This window comes from Microcoleus sp. Pol12A5 (genome assembly GCF_036701435.1).
Classification (GTDB): domain Bacteria; phylum Cyanobacteriota; class Cyanobacteriia; order Cyanobacteriales; family Microcoleaceae; genus Microcoleus.
Map to the genome: position 1 here is coordinate 1 of NZ_JAUBQU010000070.1, position 19,861 is coordinate 19,861.

The 19,861-nt window shown below is 45.5% G+C and carries 19 protein-coding genes and 1 pseudogene; 9 read left to right on the forward strand and 11 right to left on the reverse strand.

Annotated features, from left to right (window positions below; all coding sequences use genetic code 11):
• Positions 1-165, forward strand: a pseudogene (locus tag QUA45_RS18345) (IS630 family transposase); the annotation flags it as partial.
• A gap of 248 nt (positions 166-413) precedes the next feature.
• On the opposite strand, the gene QUA45_RS18350 reads toward QUA45_RS18345, so the two are convergent.
• Positions 414-1,037 (reverse strand): DedA family protein, encoded by a 624-nt coding sequence (locus tag QUA45_RS18350; RefSeq protein WP_333096248.1) that lies wholly within the window; start codon positions 1,035-1,037, stop codon positions 414-416.
• A 346-nt stretch (positions 1,038-1,383) separates the two neighbouring features.
• Between QUA45_RS18350 and QUA45_RS18355 the strand changes: the two genes are divergently transcribed.
• The gene (locus tag QUA45_RS18355) at positions 1,384-1,728 is read left to right on the forward strand and encodes an STAS domain-containing protein (RefSeq protein ID WP_333096247.1); all 345 of its coding nucleotides are present in this window, start codon (positions 1,384-1,386) and stop codon (positions 1,726-1,728) included.
• Between the two features lie 44 nt (positions 1,729-1,772).
• Here QUA45_RS18355 and QUA45_RS18360 read toward each other — a convergent pair whose 3' ends face one another.
• The 7 genes from QUA45_RS18360 to psbN form a co-directional block, all read right to left on the reverse strand.
• Positions 1,773-2,423 carry a hypothetical protein gene (locus QUA45_RS18360; protein ID WP_333096246.1) on the reverse strand — a complete coding sequence of 217 codons (651 nt, stop codon included), beginning with the start codon at positions 2,421-2,423 and terminating at the stop codon, positions 1,773-1,775.
• Complete coding sequence (locus tag QUA45_RS18365) at positions 2,416-2,970, reverse strand: Npun_F5560 family protein (protein WP_333078699.1); 555 nt, start codon at positions 2,968-2,970, stop codon at positions 2,416-2,418. The genes QUA45_RS18360 and QUA45_RS18365 overlap by 8 nt, the downstream gene beginning before the upstream one ends.
• 262 nt (positions 2,971-3,232) lie before the next feature.
• Positions 3,233-3,865 carry a class II aldolase/adducin family protein gene (locus QUA45_RS18370; RefSeq protein WP_333096245.1) on the reverse strand — a complete coding sequence of 211 codons (633 nt, stop codon included), beginning with the start codon at positions 3,863-3,865 and terminating at the stop codon, positions 3,233-3,235.
• 827 nt (positions 3,866-4,692) lie between these two features.
• Entirely contained in the window at positions 4,693-5,616 is a 924-nt protein-coding gene (locus QUA45_RS18375) for a hypothetical protein (RefSeq protein WP_333071074.1), read from the reverse strand.
• A gap of 633 nt (positions 5,617-6,249) precedes the next feature.
• Positions 6,250-7,161 carry an MBL fold metallo-hydrolase gene (locus QUA45_RS18380; RefSeq protein WP_333048652.1) on the reverse strand — a complete coding sequence of 304 codons (912 nt, stop codon included), beginning with the start codon at positions 7,159-7,161 and terminating at the stop codon, positions 6,250-6,252.
• Position 7,162: 1 nt separating this feature from the next.
• Positions 7,163-8,263 (reverse strand): chorismate synthase, encoded by a 1,101-nt coding sequence (gene aroC / locus QUA45_RS18385; RefSeq protein WP_333221777.1) that lies wholly within the window; start codon positions 8,261-8,263, stop codon positions 7,163-7,165.
• Positions 8,264-8,521: 258 nt separating this feature from the next.
• On the reverse strand, positions 8,522-8,653 hold the full coding sequence (psbN, locus tag QUA45_RS18390) for a photosystem II reaction center protein PsbN (protein WP_006633693.1): 132 nt from the start codon (positions 8,651-8,653) through the stop codon (positions 8,522-8,524).
• A 213-nt stretch (positions 8,654-8,866) separates the two neighbouring features.
• On the opposite strand from psbN, the gene psbH reads away from it, so the two are divergent.
• From psbH to QUA45_RS18410, 4 genes are all read left to right on the forward strand, one after another.
• Positions 8,867-9,070 carry a photosystem II reaction center phosphoprotein PsbH gene (gene psbH / locus QUA45_RS18395; RefSeq protein WP_172189685.1) on the forward strand — a complete coding sequence of 68 codons (204 nt, stop codon included), beginning with the start codon at positions 8,867-8,869 and terminating at the stop codon, positions 9,068-9,070.
• Between the two features lie 151 nt (positions 9,071-9,221).
• Complete coding sequence (locus QUA45_RS18400) at positions 9,222-9,482, forward strand: TatA/E family twin arginine-targeting protein translocase (RefSeq protein WP_333096244.1); 261 nt, start codon at positions 9,222-9,224, stop codon at positions 9,480-9,482.
• On the forward strand, positions 9,483-10,145 hold the full coding sequence (pth, locus tag QUA45_RS18405) for an aminoacyl-tRNA hydrolase (RefSeq protein ID WP_333096243.1): 663 nt from the start codon (positions 9,483-9,485) through the stop codon (positions 10,143-10,145). It abuts the gene before it with no gap.
• Positions 10,142-10,408: a DUF3146 family protein gene (locus QUA45_RS18410; RefSeq protein ID WP_006633689.1), complete on the forward strand. Its 267-nt coding sequence runs from the start codon at positions 10,142-10,144 to the stop codon at positions 10,406-10,408. The genes pth and QUA45_RS18410 overlap by 4 nt, the downstream gene beginning before the upstream one ends.
• Before the next feature lie 81 nt (positions 10,409-10,489).
• Here the strand turns inward: QUA45_RS18410 and QUA45_RS18415 are convergent, their stop codons facing one another.
• Both QUA45_RS18415 and QUA45_RS18420 read right to left on the reverse strand, forming a co-directional pair.
• Positions 10,490-10,864, reverse strand: a complete 375-nt coding sequence (locus tag QUA45_RS18415) for an S-layer protein (RefSeq protein ID WP_333221778.1) — start codon at positions 10,862-10,864, stop codon at positions 10,490-10,492.
• A gap of 81 nt (positions 10,865-10,945) precedes the next feature.
• Positions 10,946-11,779, reverse strand: coding sequence for a CPBP family intramembrane glutamic endopeptidase (locus tag QUA45_RS18420; RefSeq protein WP_333096241.1), 834 nt, complete (start codon positions 11,777-11,779; stop codon positions 10,946-10,948).
• 399 nt (positions 11,780-12,178) lie between these two features.
• On the opposite strand from QUA45_RS18420, the gene QUA45_RS18425 reads away from it, so the two are divergent.
• Positions 12,179-13,648, forward strand: a complete 1,470-nt coding sequence (locus QUA45_RS18425; protein WP_333096240.1) for a GTP-binding protein — start codon at positions 12,179-12,181, stop codon at positions 13,646-13,648.
• A 350-nt stretch (positions 13,649-13,998) separates the two neighbouring features.
• Here the strand turns inward: QUA45_RS18425 and QUA45_RS18430 are convergent, their stop codons facing one another.
• A complete protein-coding gene (locus QUA45_RS18430; protein WP_333096239.1) occupies positions 13,999-15,207 on the reverse strand; it encodes an argininosuccinate synthase in 1,209 nt (402 codons plus the stop codon).
• A 307-nt stretch (positions 15,208-15,514) separates the two neighbouring features.
• Between QUA45_RS18430 and QUA45_RS18435 the strand changes: the two genes are divergently transcribed.
• Positions 15,515-16,453 (forward strand): glycosyltransferase family A protein, encoded by a 939-nt coding sequence (locus QUA45_RS18435; RefSeq protein WP_333096238.1) that lies wholly within the window; start codon positions 15,515-15,517, stop codon positions 16,451-16,453.
• A 572-nt stretch (positions 16,454-17,025) separates the two neighbouring features.
• Positions 17,026-19,791: a PAS domain-containing protein gene (locus QUA45_RS18440; protein WP_333221779.1), complete on the forward strand. Its 2,766-nt coding sequence runs from the start codon at positions 17,026-17,028 to the stop codon at positions 19,789-19,791.
• Positions 19,792-19,861: the final 70 nt, after the last annotated feature.

The window sequence follows — 19,861 nt, forward strand, 5'->3', positions numbered from 1 at the left end:
GTCTGGCATTCAGCGAAAGAATATATAGCACATCGACTGTTTAAGTCAGTAGAAGAATTGTCAGAATTACTACATAGATTATTAAATGAAGGAGAAATGGTTATTAAATGGGAGCGAAAAATCAAAAATAAAGGCAATGCTATTTTATCCGGTTTAGCTGCGTAGCAGCTTATCCTCCCTTGTTCGCAGCATTCTGTGAATTATAATTATAGCGATCGAGCTTTTTGAAGTGCGATTTAACTCAATCAAGGAACATCATTGATGATTTTGAGGAATGAAGTCCTGAATTATTAATAGACGATCGCCAATCATTAGACTTTTTGCAAAAATAGATAATATCTGCGTTCATTTGCGTTTATCTGCGGTTAAAAACAGAAAATCCAGAACTCTTGCAAAAAGTCTAACCACTAATCTTACTTAGTCTTGTCCAAACTCCGCGCCTCCAACCAAATAGGAATTGCAATCCAAGCAACTGCTAACAGCAAAGCAAATACCGCAAATTGAGCAGCCCAAGCTACCAATTTCTCTAAAGACACAACTTGTCCCAAGAAGTACGATAAACTCACCATTACAGATGCCCAGCTTGCAGCACCCAGAACATTGAACAGCGAAAATTTCCAAAAAGGCATTTCTGCAATACCCGCTAGGGGGCTAGCAAAAATTCGCAGCAGTGCGATGAAACGGCCCAAAAATACGGCTTTAGCTGCATTTTTGCTAAACTGTTCTTTTAAGTCAAACAGTTGTTCTTCTCGAAAGCGGAAAAATCGTCCCAGCTTCAGCAGCAGTGGCCAGCCGCCATACCTGCCGATCGCATAACCCAGGTTTCCTCCCACAGTCGCACCGGCGATCGCACTGCCGAGTACAAACCAGTAATTCAGTTCCCCGCTGCCAGCTAAAAACCCGCCAGCAATCGTAATAGTCTCGCCTGGAAGAGGAACTCCCAGATTTTCCAGCAAAATTCCCAGAAATACTGCCCAGTAGCCGTAATCACGCGCGAATTGCTGAATAGTCTCTAACGATAAAAACTCAAAAGACATTCGATACTGCCTTCGTAAACTTTTGCAAAGCTCAATACATTTATATATTGGCTCGATTCAGCCAATAGTGCAATCTTTCGCTGTGATGAAGAACACACTGTTGTCGCGATCGCTGGCCTAACTAAAAATTAGCCTTTCAGGCATACTAGATTAATAGAGAATTGTTGCGGTTGCGTTCGGCGCGATCGCTACCTAGTTTCCTACTAAATTTATCACAACGGCTCTCCCCACCGATTCCCTAGCCCGATCGCGCATCCTAAAACCTTAGCTGAAATCCCCTGAGTCTCTCAACAGAGTCAGCAACTAAACTAACTTATTCATACTTTACGATCGTAGGATAACTGCTATGGAATTTCCCAACTTCAACCAACCAATCGTCCTTCAACCTCACAACTGCCTCGACTCCCAAGCCGGCAGCCTCCTCCAGCAACAGCTAGCCGAGATTGTGCCCGATCGCCACAAACTCTGGGTAATAGACATGGCCGCCGTAGATTTCATCGACAGTTCCGGGATCTGCGCCTTAGTCGGCGGACTCAACGCCGCCCGCCACCGGGGATGCCGCCTCGTCATCTGCAACCTCTCAGCCACAGTCAAGCTAATTTTTGAAATTACTCAACTCGACCAACTCTTTGAAATCTTCGACAGTTTCGAGCAAGTTATCTCCACTGAAACTCCGGCTTTAGTTGCTTGATTCAAATGAGAACCCCTGTTTAAATCTCAAGTTTCCAAGAGACTTCAAGCAACCGCAGAGCTAATTTCAATATCATAAATAGGTTTATTTGTCAAGCAATACCAATGACAAAGAAATAAATCCGGCACTTGAACGCCGACAGAAGCGATCGCAGGTGCAGCCGGAAAAGGCCAAAGTCGATCGAAACAAATCCTTTCCCCTACAAACCCGAACTGCATCAAATAAGTCGCCGGCGGCGCATTTAAAAGATTCAGCAAGCCGTAAGCCAACTCATACAACTGCTGTCGCCAAACATCCGACAAATGCACCGGTTGAGAGTAACTCAACTCGCCAGACTGCTTGTCAGGTTCCCCACCGATCACTTCAGCATACAGTGGCCCCTTTGCCGTCAACACCACAGGCAGCCAAAAATTGCCACCCCCGACGGGAAAAAGCAAGTCCTGGGACACTCGATCGCGCGCCGCCGAAACATTGCCACAAAATCGAAACACATCTTGAGCCGGAAAAACCAGATTTTCTGGCACATCCAGCGTCAAAGGACAAACGATCGCCCCACCCGGAGCGATCGCGCCAGAATGGAGTTCAGAAACCCCACAGATATTGACTTCAGTTAAAGGATGAGATTGAGCGATCGCCGCCTTGAGACTTGCGGCCGGATCATTCTCACCACCCGCCACAATCAAAACCTTAGACATTGCCAAAGCTCGGCATTTGAATTCCCCGATCGTCCTCAGCATCGACACTCGGCAGATCCAAGCCCTTAGCCTTGCGGTTCCGCACAGCTAGACGGTAAGTTACGCTTTGCAACTCAGTGTGCAACTGGCGGTTTTCCTTTTGCAGTTGATCCAACTTTTCCTTAATCGGCTCGATCCGTTCGGCAAACTTCTGGCGGTAAACCCCCGGCAATTCCTGTACTACCTGTTCCAGCATCCGAGAGCGATCCGTCAATTCTTGCACCGACTGCCGCAGTTGGTAAACCTCAGCATCTCGCTCTGCAATTTGTTCTTGATAAAAACCCACCTGTTCTTCAACAGCTTGGAGTTGTTCCCGCATTGCCTGCATTTGAGCTTGGTGGCGATCGGAAACTTCCGGTGCCGGCACAAAATTAGAATTGCCCTTCACCAGCCTGAAAAGTTCTTGAGACAACTGCTGCACCAATTGGTCGCGCATTTGCAGCTCTTCGGTGAGACGAGATACCTCTGATTGCAATTCTTTTGAGCTTACAAGTTTAGTTTGATTCACGATGACTCTCAGCTTTTGTTATATAATGTGTTTCTATTTAAAAATATCTTTCCCTTACCGCAGAGGCAAGAGGCACTTCAAAAGTTTTGAACCCATTAGGCTAAATCGAGCCAGCGGCCCGATGTCAAGGGTAAAGCTCAGTCTAACTCAAATCAGGCACCCACGTCATTACCTTAGTTTTTTGCCACAGACACAGGTAAAATCCTAGGTTTTTTGTCAATAAACCAGGTTTCTTAGCTTTTTCTAAGAATAGTGCAAGAGATCATGTGTAACCAATCACAGCCGAAAGCACTTTGCCAGCTTCGTCCACGGTTCTGCCAAAACAGATAATGCCGTCCTCGTGACCGGCCATCGCCAGAATTTTGCGCTCTGCCAAATTCTCCTCCTCAAAAAGTCTAAACATTTCTGAGGCCATCTGAGGAGTGCCGTAAGGTATTTCTTTTCTAGTAGTAGGAATCTTAAACAGCAGTTGCTGCCATAGCTTTGGATTATGGACGTGAATTATCCCTCCCACATCCTCTCTCTGAAGGTACAGCGCCCCGTGAGTCAGGGACTCCGACGAAGCTTGTACGGGGCCCCGGCAGCCGAGGAAATTTTGTTCTAAATTAAATTCGGTAACAGTACAGTAGAATTCTGGTCCCAGAGTCCTCAAGTGTGCAGTCTGGGTTCCCGAAATTACAAATTGGCAAGAATTGCCGAGTCTGACGCTGACGTTGCCAAACCCTATGCCATTTTCGTAGACGCCAATTAATCCCCAAGCGTGGAGCCGATCGCGCCAGTCCATCAAATCTGCTATGTTCCTGCCAGCTACAGGGTCTGCTTCTTCCCAGTCACAGCGGTACTTAACGACTCCTTCATCCATCCATTTTTTTGTCCGAGCTGACACGACAGACATGGCCCAAGCTGAGACTTAATCGAAGTTCTCAAGAAGTTGTCAAACAGCTTTTTTTGCCGGCTGCCTTATGTCTCGGTGCATAAGTGCCTTAAGTAATCTACATTCCAGTGTCGCCGTAATTAGCGACCGACATTAGCAAAAAGTAAGCTAGGAAAGAAGAACCAATTATTCCTAAAATCATGATTTAGCCTCTAGGTGATTACAAAAGTTCAATAGGAAAATGTAAGCTATCAGTTGGGGAGTTTGATTCCAGGCTTTTGCCCGATCGAGTTTCTGATGTGAAACTACATAATCTTGCTGAATCGGCTACTAATCAATACTACCGCATTTCTACTGAGTTGACTTCTACCTTAATAAATATTTAAGGATAAATTACCCCTCCAACAGGTCAATCAGGTAAAAAGCAACCGTATATTTACTGATTTTTTATCATTATACATATATTTAAGCAAAAAGCAAGCGGAACAAAAAAAATAATTTTTAGCCAGTCTGGGACGAACTGGCCCCATCTTCGGGTGCTCTACGTTAGTCAACACCTCTGTCGATCGAGCAATTTTTAGATTCGGGGAATCCTAAAAGCTAAGAAACCGGGTTGAGCGTAATATCATGTCGGGTAAAATCACCGCAACCCCAGCTCGCGTCGGCGGGCTTACCACAATCTGTAGTTGTAGTATAAGTTATAGATCTCGTAAACCCGTGCCCACCTAGAGCGGGATAGTCGATCGACCGAACCTGATATAAGTCCTATTAAGAAAAAAACAAGCCGATCGAGGCATCACTGCTCGATCGGCTAAAGTCTTCTGTGGAGTGCGATCGCTCGTAGCCCTTTAAATGTGGAAGTGATACAAGATACTGCCGTCGTCTTTAATTTCGCAGTTGGCATTGAAGACTTCAGCTTGTTGGTTCAAAAAACGCTGAGCGACATCCGGCGACAGCCGCGTTTCCATCGCAAACCGCACCAGAGTTATTTCGCCGCGACCTTCTTTGATCAGTCGGTACAAAGCACTTTGGAGCCTTTCGCTTTCTTCTCGCTGAAAAGCTGCCTTGTATTTCCAATCCGCCACCGAAGGAATCAAACCCCGGCTGACCAAAATTGCCAACAGCAGGCCAATTCCCAAAATCAGAGGCACTGTCGGATCGCTCGTGGGCGTCGCCACAATTTGCGGCACTGTAGCGGCCGCCAAACTGCTGACCATTTCCTTTTCCGAAGCTTGCGTATCCGCCATTGCAAGCTGAGTTTTGTTGTAAAAGTCTTGCTGAAGCTTCATTTGCTGCAACAGCCGAGCGCGTTCTCTTTCGTATTGGTCGAGTTTTTGCTGAGCTTGTTTCAGGTCTTGAGTGACTTGTGCCAAGCGTTGATTGAGCGACTGATTGACTGATTGCCACCGATATCTGTTAATCAGGCGGCTTTTTTCCACCATGCCTTTCATCAACATATCCACCGTTTGGATTGCTTGCTCCTGATCGAGCGAGCGATACCCAACAACAATCTCTAGGGGTTGTTCCGGCTTAGAAATTTTGACACTAGCATTTTGTCGAACTTGCTGGGGCGACAGCTTAACTGCATCTGCCACTGCTTTGACAACATTATCTGCCAGCAGAACCTCTGGGGTGAGTTGCTCTCCTTGCTTGAGAATTGTCGTGCCCGTACTCGAGAATTTGACTGGCGGATTATTAGAAGTGAGAGTGCCTTGAGCCATGAATCCGGGGGGCGGGGCGAGGCGGTAGGCCAGGGCGCCTGAAATACCCATAATTACAGCAAAACTGCCTAAGGCAATCCATCTGTATTGATGTGCTGAAGATCTAAAACGTAAATTTCCCATTTTGATAGTCAAGTCATAACATTCACTTGCCGCAGCTCCTGCCAAACCCAAGAGCCATCGTTTCTTTCTGGTTAGTCAAATTGACTGCTGAAAATTTTCTCTGCTTCTACCTAAAAGCTATTAGCTTTTGAGAGTTGTCAATATTCATGATCCGAAAAAACCGATCGCGCTTTTATTTGAGCCGAGCTATAACTTCAGTTTTTGTCCTTAATAATTAATCTGTAACAAGGCTTCTGGAAGTCTACTGGCATCAGACTAGCACTCAGGCGTGCGATCGCCTCGCCTCCCCGTGTTTGTTGACATTCAAAACAGTCTCCTTTTCACCCTTGGCAATTCTCCAATTATCTTACGTCTTGGCGTCTTGCGGACGCGGTTGAAGAATAAAAAAAACCTTAAATACTTTGCCTTAAAACTTAACAAACAAGAATTATACCATGCAGTTAAGAGTTTGCTGCGTATTAAAAAAATTGTGGAGCTGGTCTCGCGCCCAGCTCCACATATTCACATAACAATTATGGTTTGATCGGTTGATGGTTTGATCGAGTTCACAAGGGCGAAGGTTTAGAAGCCGATCGGCAAAATCAGACCCTCGCGGGCCATCACAGCCTTCGGAAAAGCGATTTGCACATCTTCGGCGATGCGATCGAGAAAATCGTCAGTATGAGCCGGATCGTGGTGAAAAATTACCACTCGTTTCACCCGGGCCTCCTTAGCCATTCTCACCGCTTCCTGCCAAGTCGAGTGTCCCCAACCCACCTTCGGAGACTTGGGGTTGTGATATTCCTCGTCTGTGTACATTGCATCGTAAATCAGCACATCAGCGTCGAGGGCTAAATTGTAGACATTCTCATCTAGGCGATCGGGAAAATGTTCGGTATCCGAACAGTAAACAACAGATCGTCCCTGCCAAGTCACCCGATATCCCATAGCAGTATTTGGGTGATTCAGAGAACCCGTCCTAATCTCAATATCATCCAGCATCATCGTCTGGTTGTGATTGAGTTCGTAGAAATTCAAATCTGCCTGCAAACCCATCAGCGGCACCGGCGAATTCGAGTGCAGTACCCGTTCTACGAAGTGCCTTTTCATGCAATCTCCATCCGGCGGAGTTGCCCCGTAAATATCAAAGCTATTGCCGCGGATGAAAGCTGGGGCGAACAGCGGGAAACCTTGAATGTGATCCCAGTGATAGTGAGTAAAAAACATATAAGCTTGCACGGGCATTTCTTGCACCAACTGGTCTCCCAGCATCCGCAAGCCTGTTCCGCCGTCAAAAATCAAGCGTTTGCCAGCGACTCGCATTTCCAAACAAGAAGTATTGCCGCCGTAGCGAACAGTTTCCTGTCCGGGTGTCGGAACACTGCCCCGCACGCCCCAAAACTGTACTACAAAATCATCTATACCTTTTATTGATTCGGAGGGTTGAGGGCAATCAAGGGGAGTTGCCGCTACAGAGGACAAGCTGATTTCCATTTTAAAATTCAGGCTTTAAGGTTCCACATTGTCCGTGATGGCGCAGCAGATGGTCGCACAACACTAAAGCTACCATCGCTTCCACCATTGGCACAGCTCTTGGCAAAACGCAAGGGTCGTGCCGTCCCTTGGCAGCCAGCAGCGTTTCTTCGCCTTCTCGGGTAACGGTGTGCTGCTGCTGGCGAATTGTCGCAGTTGGCTTGAATGCCGCCCGCAAAATGATATTTTCGCCGTTAGCAATTCCACCCTGAATTCCGCCAGAGCGATTCGTCACTGTACGAATTACACCCTTATCATCAGTATAGTATTCATCATTATGTTCGCTGCCCTTGAGCAGAGTCCCGGCAAACCCGGAACCAATTTCAAAGCCTTTGCTGGCGGGCAAGGACATGATGGCTTTGGCCAAGTCGGCTTCGAGTTTGTCGAAGACGGGCATTCCCAGGCCTTTTGGGACATTGCGGGCGACGCATTCGACTACACCGCCGATCGAATCTCCGCTGTCGCGAACTTTTTCGATCAGTTCAATCATTCTTTCGGCACATTCGGCATCTGGACAGCGGACGATGTTGCTTTCTACTTGTTCTAAGGTAACAGTGTCTGGGTCGGCGACACATTCTAAGTCTTTGATGCGTTTGACGTAGCCGACTATTTCGACTCCTGCTGCTTGTTTGAGAATTTTTTTAGCGATCGCCCCTGCTGCTACTCTACCTATTGTCTCTCTTGCGGACGATCGACCTCCGCCTTGCCAGTTACGAATTCCGTACTTGGCATCGTAGGTAGCGTCAGCGTGAGAAGGGCGGTAAGTTGTCGCCATTTCGCCGTAATCTTGGGGGCGAGTGTCTTGATTGCGGACTAAAATTGCGATCGGCGTTCCCAAAGTTTTGCCTTCAAACACCCCCGACAGAATTTCGCAGGTATCTGCTTCTTTGCGAGGTGTGGTAATTTTGCTTTGGCCGGGGCGGCGGCGATCGAGTTCGGCTTGAATTTCCGATGCGTCGATCGACACCAGGGGCGGGCAACCGTCAATTACTACTCCCACACCGCCGCCGTGAGATTCCCCAAATGTCGAGATCCGAAATAAATGCCCAAATGTGTTCCCCATGATGCTTTAGCCTGACACCTAATAATTTTTAGCTTAAATCCAATAGAGATTTACTGTATTTCTGAAAAATATACCATTTGACGAGTAGGCGACAGGCGATCGCCCCACACCATCACTTTTTTACTGCTATAAAAATATATCCGAGCCCGAGGGAGACAGAGGGATGGGGACAGGGAGATGGGGAGAGGGAAAAAATCTTCCTTCTTCCTGACCTCCGTTACATCCCGTACATTGCTCGTTGCCGAATTTCCTTCTTCTTTAGTCTTCGTGTTCTTCAAAAGGATCTCTCAATTCCTTAGAAGGGGGACCGAAAGCGGTGTAGATCGAGAATCCGGTGATTGCCACCAGACACACGCCCAGTGAAATGCCAAGAACTGCTGCAGGTTCCATATTTTTGATCGATTATGAGTGATCCACTCTATAATATTACAAAAAATAACAATCCATCTGAAAGTCTAGTGATTTTAGGCGCAATACGGTATGGTCCCCAACCCCCATTCCCCCTTCTCCCAGTCCCCCATGCCGCATTTCTGAGAAATTGCGATCGCAATTAGCGGTAGAAATATGTCAAACTTTTCTGTAGAGATTCATTGTAGGTGACTTATGGCACAACGGACTTGGTTAGGAGATATACTCAAACCCCTTAACTCAGAGTACGGCAAGGTCGCTCCGGGTTGGGGCACCACGCTGTTGATGAGCGTTTTCATTGGACTGTTTTTCGTGTTCTTGTTGATTATTTTGCAAATCTACAACTCTTCGCTGATTCTGGAGAATGTGGATATGGATTGGTCGAGTCTCGGCCGCTAAAAATTGATCGCAAAACAGTAAGGCTAAAAGTAAAAGCTGAGGGTTGAGGAGAAAGGGTAAAAGCTAAGTTTTCCCGTTTTTCCTTACCCTTTCCGATTACTTTTGGCAGAAATAAACAAGAAGTAACTAAGTAAATTGCAGGAGAAAAACCATGAATATTTTTGGCATTGGTTTGCCGGAAATGGCCGTTATTTTTACGATCGCCCTTTTGGTATTCGGTCCGAAAAAATTACCCGAAATCGGCAGGAGTATGGGGAAGGCAATTCGGGGATTTCAAGATGCTTCGCGGGATTTTGAGTCGGAGTTCACGCGGGAAGCCAAGCAGTTAGAAGAAGCTGTAGCAACTAGCAGCAAACCCGAAACTGAAAAACTCGCGGCGGCGAAGCCCAAGGAAGATAGCACAGACAGTTAAATGAACAACACTCAGAAGTCGGAAACACCAGCGGAGTTAGTGATTCCCCAGCTAATAGTTGGGTTGGGAAATCCCGAACCTAAATACGATCGCACCCGACACAACATAGGCTTTAATGCTGTCGATGCCTTGGCTAAATCTTGGCAGATTTCTCTGTCGGAAAATCGCAAATTTCAAGGCATATTTGGCGAGGGAAACCGGCCGCGGGGAAAGAAAATCCGCTTGCTGAAACCGCTTACTTACATGAATCTTTCCGGTCAAGCGATTCGGGCGGCGGCGGATTGGTACAAAATACCTGCGGAGTCGGTATTAATAGTATACGATGATATGGATTTGCCGATCGGGAAATTGAGAATGCGGCTTGCCGGTTCTGCCGGCGGACACAACGGCATGAAATCGACAATTTCTCATTTGGGCACAGACAAATTTCCCCGCTTGCGGATTGGCATCGGCAAACCTCAAAACGATGCTGCTAAAAATGAGAAAGATACGATTTCCTTCGTGTTAGGAAAGTTTTCTTCAGAGGAAAGTCAGTTAGTAGAGAAAGTGCTTAAACTGGTTGTAGAAGCTGTGGAACTAAGTCTGCACCAAGGAGTAGAAAAAGCCATGAGCCTTTACAATAGTCGCACAATTGCAGAAACAAACGCGGAAACAAAAAGGTGAGTTCGAGACGTTTGCCCGAAACAACTGCATATGTCCGGGTTACTGGCCAATCTTGGCAAAAAGGCACGATTGAGGGTGAAGTGACTGCCGGCAATTTTGAGTGGCAGTTTCAGTGGCGTTTCACGTCAGAAAAAACACTGATACTTGAGCCTTCTCAGGGTAGGGCATTGATTCAGGAACCTCTGCACCGTTTTCTAGAAAAATGGGATTATCAATTAGAACCAGGTGGCGATTATTCGTTTACGGTTCGGGCTCAGTTTTAAAATCTTGGTAATGGGAAATGTGGCAAAAGTAATCGGGAATAAAAACTTCCTTTAGTAGGATATCCCGCTTCCAGTAATTCTTTAATTAATCACGGGAAATGGCTGTAATGGGAAATTGGGAAAGGGCGATCGGGAAGGCAAACTTTCTCTAGTAGGAGGTCCCGATTCAAGTGATTCTTTAATTAAAGCAGGGTTCATCTCTTCTCGGTAAGCCCCGCAATAATACATTGTCAAAACAGCTTTGTAAGCCCAGTGATCGGAAGGTGCATCGCTAAAAGGATTTGGCAGGGTTTCAGCTTGATTCTGCACGCAAGCATGGAGAATTTGTTGTCGTATTACCTGCACTTGAACTAAAGAATTACTTGGCTTGGCTTGTGTGGTATTTTCTGCTTTGGCAGGAGCAAAAATACCTGTAGAAATTAACAGTGTAGCAGTGGCAAAGATGGTGAGTTTCATACATTTATAAATTTCTGAATAAGTTGATGAGTAGTGAGGAGTTTAGTCCTCAAAACAGGGGAAAATAAGGACTCTTCGTCCTTACTCGGAACCTTTGAAATGTTCAGACATTTTTCGCATTCCCAAGGCCAAGACACTCAAAAACAACAGCCCCACGACCCCAGCTAGCGGATTGCCGTTAACTCCTGTCACCCAGTGGGGAACAGATGCCGAATATCGCACTAACTGGCCGATGTTAATGATGTAATATCCCCAGACTAAACCTGCATGAAGCCCGATCGACAAACCCAGGCGATTTTGGCGCGATCTTTTTCCCCAAACCAGAATCAAACCCAGCAACAACAACCCCGGAAACTGCGGCCAACTCCCCAGCATTGCCGCGACAGGTTTGATAAAATGAGATAGGGCAAACACCAGGCTATTCGCCCACAGAGATATTTTATAATTGTAATCCCGCTGCAACTCGTCCAGCAACCAACCACGGAATACCAACTCCTCGGCAAAACCGACTCCAAGGGCGCTTAACAGCCCTTCTGCGATGATTCTCGGCAAATTATCAGAATTTTGCCACGCGACTAAGCCGAACAGCCCTTGCACCGCAAATAAGCTGAAAGTGAGCAAAAGCCCGATCGCCAATCCGATTAAAAGCTCAAAACCGTTTTTTCGGGTATTGATTAAACCGTAACTTTTGAGTAATTGGGTTTGTCCGTAAACCTGTTTTCCCCAGCGCGGCACTAGGTACAGAAACTCAGTAAACAACAATCCCATTGTCAGAATAGTTGCTAGGTTACTATCTTTAACTAAAAGATAAATTGGTGCTGCTAGCGGCAGCCAAATTGCTAGCAAGATTAATAGGAAAATTATTACACGCAAAGGAAATGGATAACTGGCTATTATTTGGAGGCGGTTAATCATTGTTGTAAATGAGTTGAAATTGGGTAAATCGGCTTATTGGTCTGTCGGACTGTCCGACAGGGGTTTTTAACCCCTGTCTCATAGCGAAAGTCCTCTCAAAGAAAACTGAAATTTATCACAATCTAATTTAGGTTGGCAGTCGGTTTTAACCGACTTTTGCTATAAGACGGGGATTTAAATCCCCGGCGGGCTTGCGGGTGAATGCGAGAACTTTTGGCTGAGTCAGGCTTGAGTAAATCCGAGAGTTAGAATTTGGTAAATCCGAGAGTCAGGCTTGAGTAAATCCGAGAGTTAGAGTTGGATAAATCCGAGAGAATGTACAAAGCAGACGGAAAAAGCTAGAATGGCATCGTATCGGTTGAAACTTTAAGTGAAGCAAAGCTATAACATCAGGTAACAATGACTGAAGCCTCGGATTTTTCAAATGTCGATCGCGAATTAGATGACACAATTTTAAGCTTCGCAGACATTCAGGCAGAACTCAACCTGCGCCACGCTAAAGATGCTCTGCGAGATATAGTAGAAAATCTAGACTTGACAGTTCAAGAGCGAACTGGACTGGAACCGGAAATTGGCGGGTTGGAGAAAATGCTCGACAAGCTAGAGCGCGCTTGCGTGCAAATAGCTGTGTTTGGGATGGTGGGAAGGGGAAAATCTTCGGTTTTGAACGCGCTGCTAGGTCAAAATGTGTTTGAAACTGGCCCGACTCACGGGGTGACTCGCACGACGACTATTGGCCAGTGGGATGTCGGAGAGGGAATTGATGAGAATTTGCCGGATGGCTTACGCCCCGCTACGCTACGACTTTCGCCCGTTATTTACCGTTTGTCGCAAGTGGAATTAGTCGATACTCCGGGAATAGATGAAGTTGACGGCGAAACTCGCGAACTTTTAGCCCGCCGCGTTGCTCAACAAGCTGATTTGATTTTGTTTGTGGTGGCTGGCGACATTACAAAGGTGGAATACGCAGCACTTTCGCAGTTGCGGGAAGCCGGAAAACCGATGTTATTAGTGTTTAATAAAATTGACCAGTATCCTGATGCAGACAGGCTGGCAATTTATCATAAAATTAGAGACGAGCGGGTAAGAGAATTGTTGTCTCCCGATGAAATTGTGATGGCGGCGGCTTCGCCTTTGACGGCGAGGGCGGTGCGCCGTCCCGACGGAAGTATGGGCGTGCAAATGACTCGCAGTTTGCCACAAGTGCAAGATTTAAAATTAAAGATTTTGGAGATTTTAGACCGAGAAGGCAAATCTTTGGTCGCGCTGAATACGATGCTCTGTGCAGGGGATATTAACGAGCAGTTGGTGCAGCGAAAAATGGAAATTCGAGATGAGGCGGCTAATCGAATTATCTGGAACGCGGTAATGACGAAATCGGTGGCGATCGCACTTAATCCAATTACTGTAGTTGATATTCTTAGCGGTGCGGTAATTGATGTGGTGATGATCTTAACTTTATCTAAAGTTTACGGCATTGCGATGACGGAAGCGGGCGCGGTGGAATTGCTGCAAAAGATTGCGATTAGTATGGGGGGGATTACTGCGGGCGAATTGTTGGCTAATTTTGGTTTGAGCTCGTTGAAAGGATTGTTGGGTTTGGCGACGCCGGCGACGGGGGGTTTGGCTTTAGGGCCTTATTTGTCCGTGGCGGTGACGCAAGCTGCGATCGCGGGGGTTTCTTCCTACGGTATCGGTCAAGTTACTAAGGCTTATTTGGCTAATGGTGCTTCTTGGGGAGATGATGGGCCAAAGGCTGTCGTGAGCAAGATTCTGTCTTCTTTGGATGAGGATTCTATTTTAAATCGGATTAAGGAAGAGTTGCGGGCTAAGTTGGATTTGGGAAGTGTGGAAAAACAGAAATCTTAGCGATCGGCTGTTTTACGTTGACCCAGCAATTCTAGCGCAGCCCTGCCGCCATTCGGCAGGGGTTTAAACCCTTACCTCAAAGCTAAATTTGTGTGAAGACAATTTAACAAATTATTAGGATAACAACCAATTACCAATTATTACTGTATCTTACTAACTCCTAACTTAGGCAATTGGCAGAGGTTGGGCGATTGCGGCAAATAAGGTGCGCCGTGCACACCCTACTCTTAATTCCGCGAAGGCGGACTTGGTTTGTGTAGCCGCCAATTCGATTCGGCGGGTTAACATCGAATTGTTAATCCGAATTCGATTGGGCGGCTTAACATCAGGTTTTCAACCCTAATTCGCTCCTATTTGTAACCTCTATTTTTCTCCGACCAAATGCGGGTTGGTAGTCCCCAAACATAGACAAATCCTTCTGCAGCTTTGTGATCGAATTCGTCCTCTGCGCCGTAGGTTGCTAAGTCGAAACTGTACAGCGAATTGTCAGATTTGCGGCCGACAATCGTCGCATTTCCTTTGAATAGTTTTAGCCGAACGGTTCCAGTTACTCGCTTTTGCGTGTCCTGAATAAATGCGTCTAAAGCGGTTTTCAAAGGATTGTACCAAAGACCGTTATAAATCATTTGGCTGTAGGTTTCTTCGATGCCTCGCTTGTACCGCGTTACATCTGCTGTCAGCGTCAAGCTTTCTAAGTCTCGGTGCGCGTGCATCAAAACTAAAATCGCTGGTGTTTCGTAAATTTCCCGCGATTTTATCCCGACTAAGCGGTTTTCAATCATGTCAATCCGGCCGACTCCGTGGTTTCCAACTATTTCGTTGAGTTGGGAAATTAAGGCGACTGGTGATAAATCTTTGCCGTTTAAAGTGACAGGATTTCCGCAATCGAAACCGATTTCTATGTATTCGGGTGTGTCGGGAGTTTCTTCGATCGCCTTTGTCATCAAATACACCTCTTCCGGCGGTTCCGCCCAAGGATCTTCTAGGATTCCGGCTTCAATTGCCATTCCCAATAAGTTGCGATCAATACTGTAAGGAGAAGACTTTTTCACCGGGGACGGAATGCCGCATTTCTCGCCGTATGCGATCGTTTCCTCGCGGCTCATTTTCCACTCCCGTGCAGGTGCTAAAATCTTAATCTTGGGGTTGAGCGCGCCGATCGACACATCGAACCGCACCTGATCGTTTCCTTTACCTGTGCAACCGTGGGCGATCGCATCTGCACCGTATTTTTCCGCAGCTTCTACTAACAATTTAGCAATCAGCGGGCGAGCCAGGGCAGTCGAAAGGGGATAACGGTTTTCGTAAAGTGCGTTAGCTTGAATGGCTGGAAACGCATAGTCTTTGACAAATTCTTCGGTAGCATCAATAACTAAAGATTCCGAAGCACCGGATGCTAAAGCTTTTTTGCGGATCGGTTCTAATTCGTCTCCCTGTCCCAAATCCGCGGCCAGAGTAATTACTTCTTCCACACCCCACTCGTTTTTGAGGTAAGGAATGCAGACGGAGGTATCGACTCCGCCCGAATATGCTAGCACAACTTTTTTAGCGCGACTCATTGCTATTTACATCCTGAATTTAACTGACATCTTGCACCCTTGTCACTAAGCTTTTCAGGGCGGACAAGATGCCCACCCCACAAAAAATATCATTTTTGTGGAACAGGCATCTTGCCTGTTCTTGAGAATGGTGCCTAATGTGAGGTTTAACCGACTTTTCATTATGCACCTAATTGAGATCGATTCTTGTCAGAAATAGCACAGATTTATATATTCTTTTTTTGCCAAACTTGGCTATTTCGCGGGGGAGTTGCTGCGAAAAATCTGCTACCGTGGGATACGGTAACTGTGGAGATGGGGAAAAACCGTGTTTTTTAGTGTTGTGATTCCGACGTATAATCGTAAACCGATTTTGGCAAAATGTCTACAGGCTTTGGAAAATCAGCAGTTCGGTGAGATTGTGAGAGAGTATGAAATAATTGTGGTGGACGACGGCTCGACGGACGGGACGCTGGAGTGGTTGGCTGCAGATGCCGACTTGTTGCCTCATGTGCGATCGATCGCCCAATGTCACCAAGGCCCCGCCGCTGCGCGCAATTTAGGCGTTGAAGATGCTAAGGGCGATACGATTATTTTTATTGACAGCGATTTGGTGGTAACAGAGCATTTTTTGCAAGCCCATGCAGATGCTTTGCTACAGGGTTACAAAGATACTGATGCGGTTTTTACTTACGGCAGCGTGATTAATACTTGTAATTTCGATAATCCTACTTCGGAACCATACAAAATAACCGATTTTTCGGCTGCTTATTTTGCTACGGGAAATGTCGCGATCGCCCGGCACTGGCTGCTGGCTGCTGGACTGTTTGACACTCGCTTTCAACTGTACGGATGGGAAGATTTAGAGTTGGGTGTGAGGTTGAAAAAATTAGGTTTAAAATTGATTAAATGTCCGGATGCTGTCGGCTATCACTGGCACCCACCTTTTAGTTTAGAGCAAATTCCGGGCATGATTGACCGAGAAATTCAGCGCGGGAGAATGGGAGTTTTGTTTTATCAAAAGCACCCTAATTGGGAAGTGCGGATGATGATTCAAATGACTGTTTTGCACCAAATACTGTGGGGATTTTTATCGTTAGGTGGGATGCTGAACGAGCGGACAATGACTCCTTTTTTGCAGTGGTTGATTGACCAAGGTAAGCCGCAGTTAGCTTTAGAAATAGCTCGAATTTTTCTGAATTGGTATAACGTGAAAGCCGTGTACGCCGCTTGTGGGGAATTGCAGGCTGAGACAAAGATACCATAAATCAGCCGCCGGAGGGTGTAAATAAAATATAAGAGATTGTAGGAGTGTTTCAGGTTACATTGGTGTCAACTTAAGCTCAAATATAGTAACGGTATACTGTTTGACAATTATGTCTAAATTGTCCTAGCCTTGCTTAAGAAAGGGAATTTACCGGACTCAAGACTTGGATAAAAACCAGAGAAGCAAAGGATTTTAGTCTTAAGTTGATACCACCGATCGTGGAGGTTTTTAATTGTCATTTCGACTAAGGATATTTACTTAGAACACACAATAGCGATCCACCAGATAAATGCCAGCCAAATCTATTTCTATACATTGTAAAAATTTTACCTTTAATCAAACTTGCTTGCTGAGCATGTGATTTGGTAAATCTCTGCTGTTTTATTGATGGGCTGCGATAATTAGATTTCCACACATTTTCAAACTCTTCTTATTTTTGATATAATTACAAATAATTTAGGAGTGTGATCTACCCAAGAGTTGTGCTGGTTTACCCAAGAGCGTTAGCTACAAACGGTTAATGACTTAAAAGTATTCCCACATAAAAAGTTTGAATAATTTGAGGGTCTGCTGTGAATACAAATGACGATAAAAATCCAAGACGAGAAACAATTAGACTTCCAAAAAGTGCTTTACCCGAAAATATTTTAATGGTGGACGATAATCCAGAAAGCTTGCGACTTGTATCCCGGCTTTTGTCTAAGCGGGGATATAAACTGCGGCCGACACGAGATGGCAAATTAGCTCTCAACTTTGCTCTATCGAGTCCACCGGATTTGATTTTGCTGGACATCATGATGCCCGGTATGGATGGCTATCAAGTCTGCGAACAGCTAAAAGCTTCTCCGAAAACGAAAGATATCCCTGTGATTTTTATCAGCTCTTTAAATGAAGTTTTTGATAAAGTCAAAGCTTTTTCGCTGGGGGCGGTAGATTACATTACTAAACCGTTTGAAATAGAAGAAGTCGTGGCTCGCGTCGAAAATCAACTGCTGCTCAGTCGGCTTTCTAAGGAACTTGTAGCAAAAAATGCGCTGCTAGAAGCTGAAATAGAAGAACGCAAGCGGATCGAGGCACAACTACGAGAAAGCCAGCACTGGCTGTCGACAGTAATTAAAACCAATCCTAATTTATTATACGTTTACGATTTGATAGAAGAGAGAAGCCTCTACATCAACCGCGAAATCTATAGCGATATTGGCTACACGTTTGAAGAAATACAGGAGATGGCAGCCACATTTATTCCTAAGTTAATACACCCTGACGATATCCCTGCATTCTCAGAACAGAGAAAAAAACTTGAGACAGCAAAAGATGGCGAAAGCTTTGATTTTGAATACCGGATACAGCACAAAAATGGTGAATATCGGTGGTTTTGCAGCCGGGAGAGCGTTTTTGTCAGAACACCGCAGGGCAAACCTTGGAAAATTCTGGGAACTGCTGCTGAAATTAGCGATCGCAAACAAGCAGAACTCGAACTTAAAACAGCTTTAGCTGCTTTGGAACGGCAAATCAAGCAAAGATTTCTGCTAGAAACAATTACTCTCGAAATCCGCTACAGCTTAAATCCCGAGCAAGTTTTTCAAACAGCCACAGCCCAAATAGGTAGAATTTTTAATGCCGATTACTGCTTGATTCACACTTACAAAGAAAACCCGTTTCCCCGAATCGTTAATGTCGCTGAGTACAGAAAACCCACATCAACATCGCTTTTGAATTTAGAAATTCCGGTACAGGGAAATCCTCACGTTCAGCTTTTATTGTCCCAAGATAAAGCTGTAGTTTCTGACGATGTTTTTTCCGATCCCCTGCTAGAAAATGTCAGAGATTTGTGCTGTCAAATAGGTTTAAAGTCTATGATATCTATCCGCACTTCCTACCAGGGAAAAGCCAACGGAATGATATGCTTGCACCAGTACGATCGCCCGCGTAACTGGACACAAGATGAGATCAGATTATTGAAAGCTGTGGCAGCACAAATGGGAATTGCGATTGCTCAAGCCAATCTTCTCGAACAAGATAAACAACAGCGACTTAAACTTCAACAGAGCGAAGCTAGTCTAGCAGCCGCCCAGAAAATTGCCCATATCGGCAGTTGGGAATTTGATTTAGTCACTCATAAAATTACTTGGTCAGAAGAAGTATTCCGCATTTTTGGTCTTGACTCAAGTGCAACTGAACCGACATCTGCAAAACTTTTAAAGATGTGTCATCCCGATGATAGAGACGTGTTTCAAAAAACTGTCACCCTCACTATCTCGCAAGGCATTTCCTACAAAAGAGAGTTCCGATTTCTTCATCCTAGCGGTCAAATCCTATACGTGGAAGGAAGAGGAGAAGCGGTTTTTAACGAAACCGGGGAAGTAATCAAACTGTTGGGAACAGTAATGGATATTAGCGATCGCAAACAAGCCGAAGCAGAGTTGCTGCTTAGCGAACTGCGAGAACGAGAAAAAGCGCAACAGCTAGAACAAACTCTGGAATACTTAAAAAATGCTCAATCCCAGCTAATTCAATCCGAAAAAATGTCAAGTATCGGGCAAATGGTAGCGGGAGTTGCCCACGAAATTAATAACCCTGTCAACTTCATCTACGGCAATATTATTCCCGCCAAACAGTACGCTTGCGATTTACTAAAATTGCTCAGTCTTTATCAGCAACACTATCCCGAACCAGTTCCTGAAATAGCTCAAGAATTAGCAGAAATCGAGGTAGATTTTATCGCTGAAGATTTTCCTAAAATCATGGCTTCAATGCAAGAAGGTGCTAACCGAATTAAGCAGATAGTGCTGTCTTTGCGAAACTTTTCGAGACTTGATGAAACAGCTCGCAAAGTAATAGACATTCATGAAGGGATAGAGAGCACTTTGGTGATTTTGCAGCACCGCTTGCAGTCACAGCAAAAACCTCGGGAAATTCAACTCATTAAAAATTACGGCACACTGCCAAAAATCGAGTGTTATCCGGCTCAATTAAACCAGGTATTTATGAATTTGTTGTTGAATGCGATCGACGCTGTGGAAGAGTCATCAGCAAACTGTACTTGCAAAGTTAACCAAATTCGCATTGTTACTGAAGTCAGCCGAGAAAATCAAGTGTGTGTGCGGATTTCTGACACCGGGCCCGGTATCCGTCCCGAAGTTCAGTCAAGGATATTTGACCCGTTTTTTACTACCAAACCGATCGGCAGTGGCACTGGTTTGGGATTGTCGATTAGTTACCAAATAGTTAAAGACACCCACGGCGGAAATTTGGAGTGTCATTCAGAAGTTGGCCGCGGAACAGAATTTGCGATCGAACTTCCGATTTCGCAAAAGTTGAAAGTTAAAAAAAGTTAAGAGAATCTGGTATATCATGTGCGTTTAATTAACTATAACTCTTCTGGGGCGGGTTCATCAACAATCTATA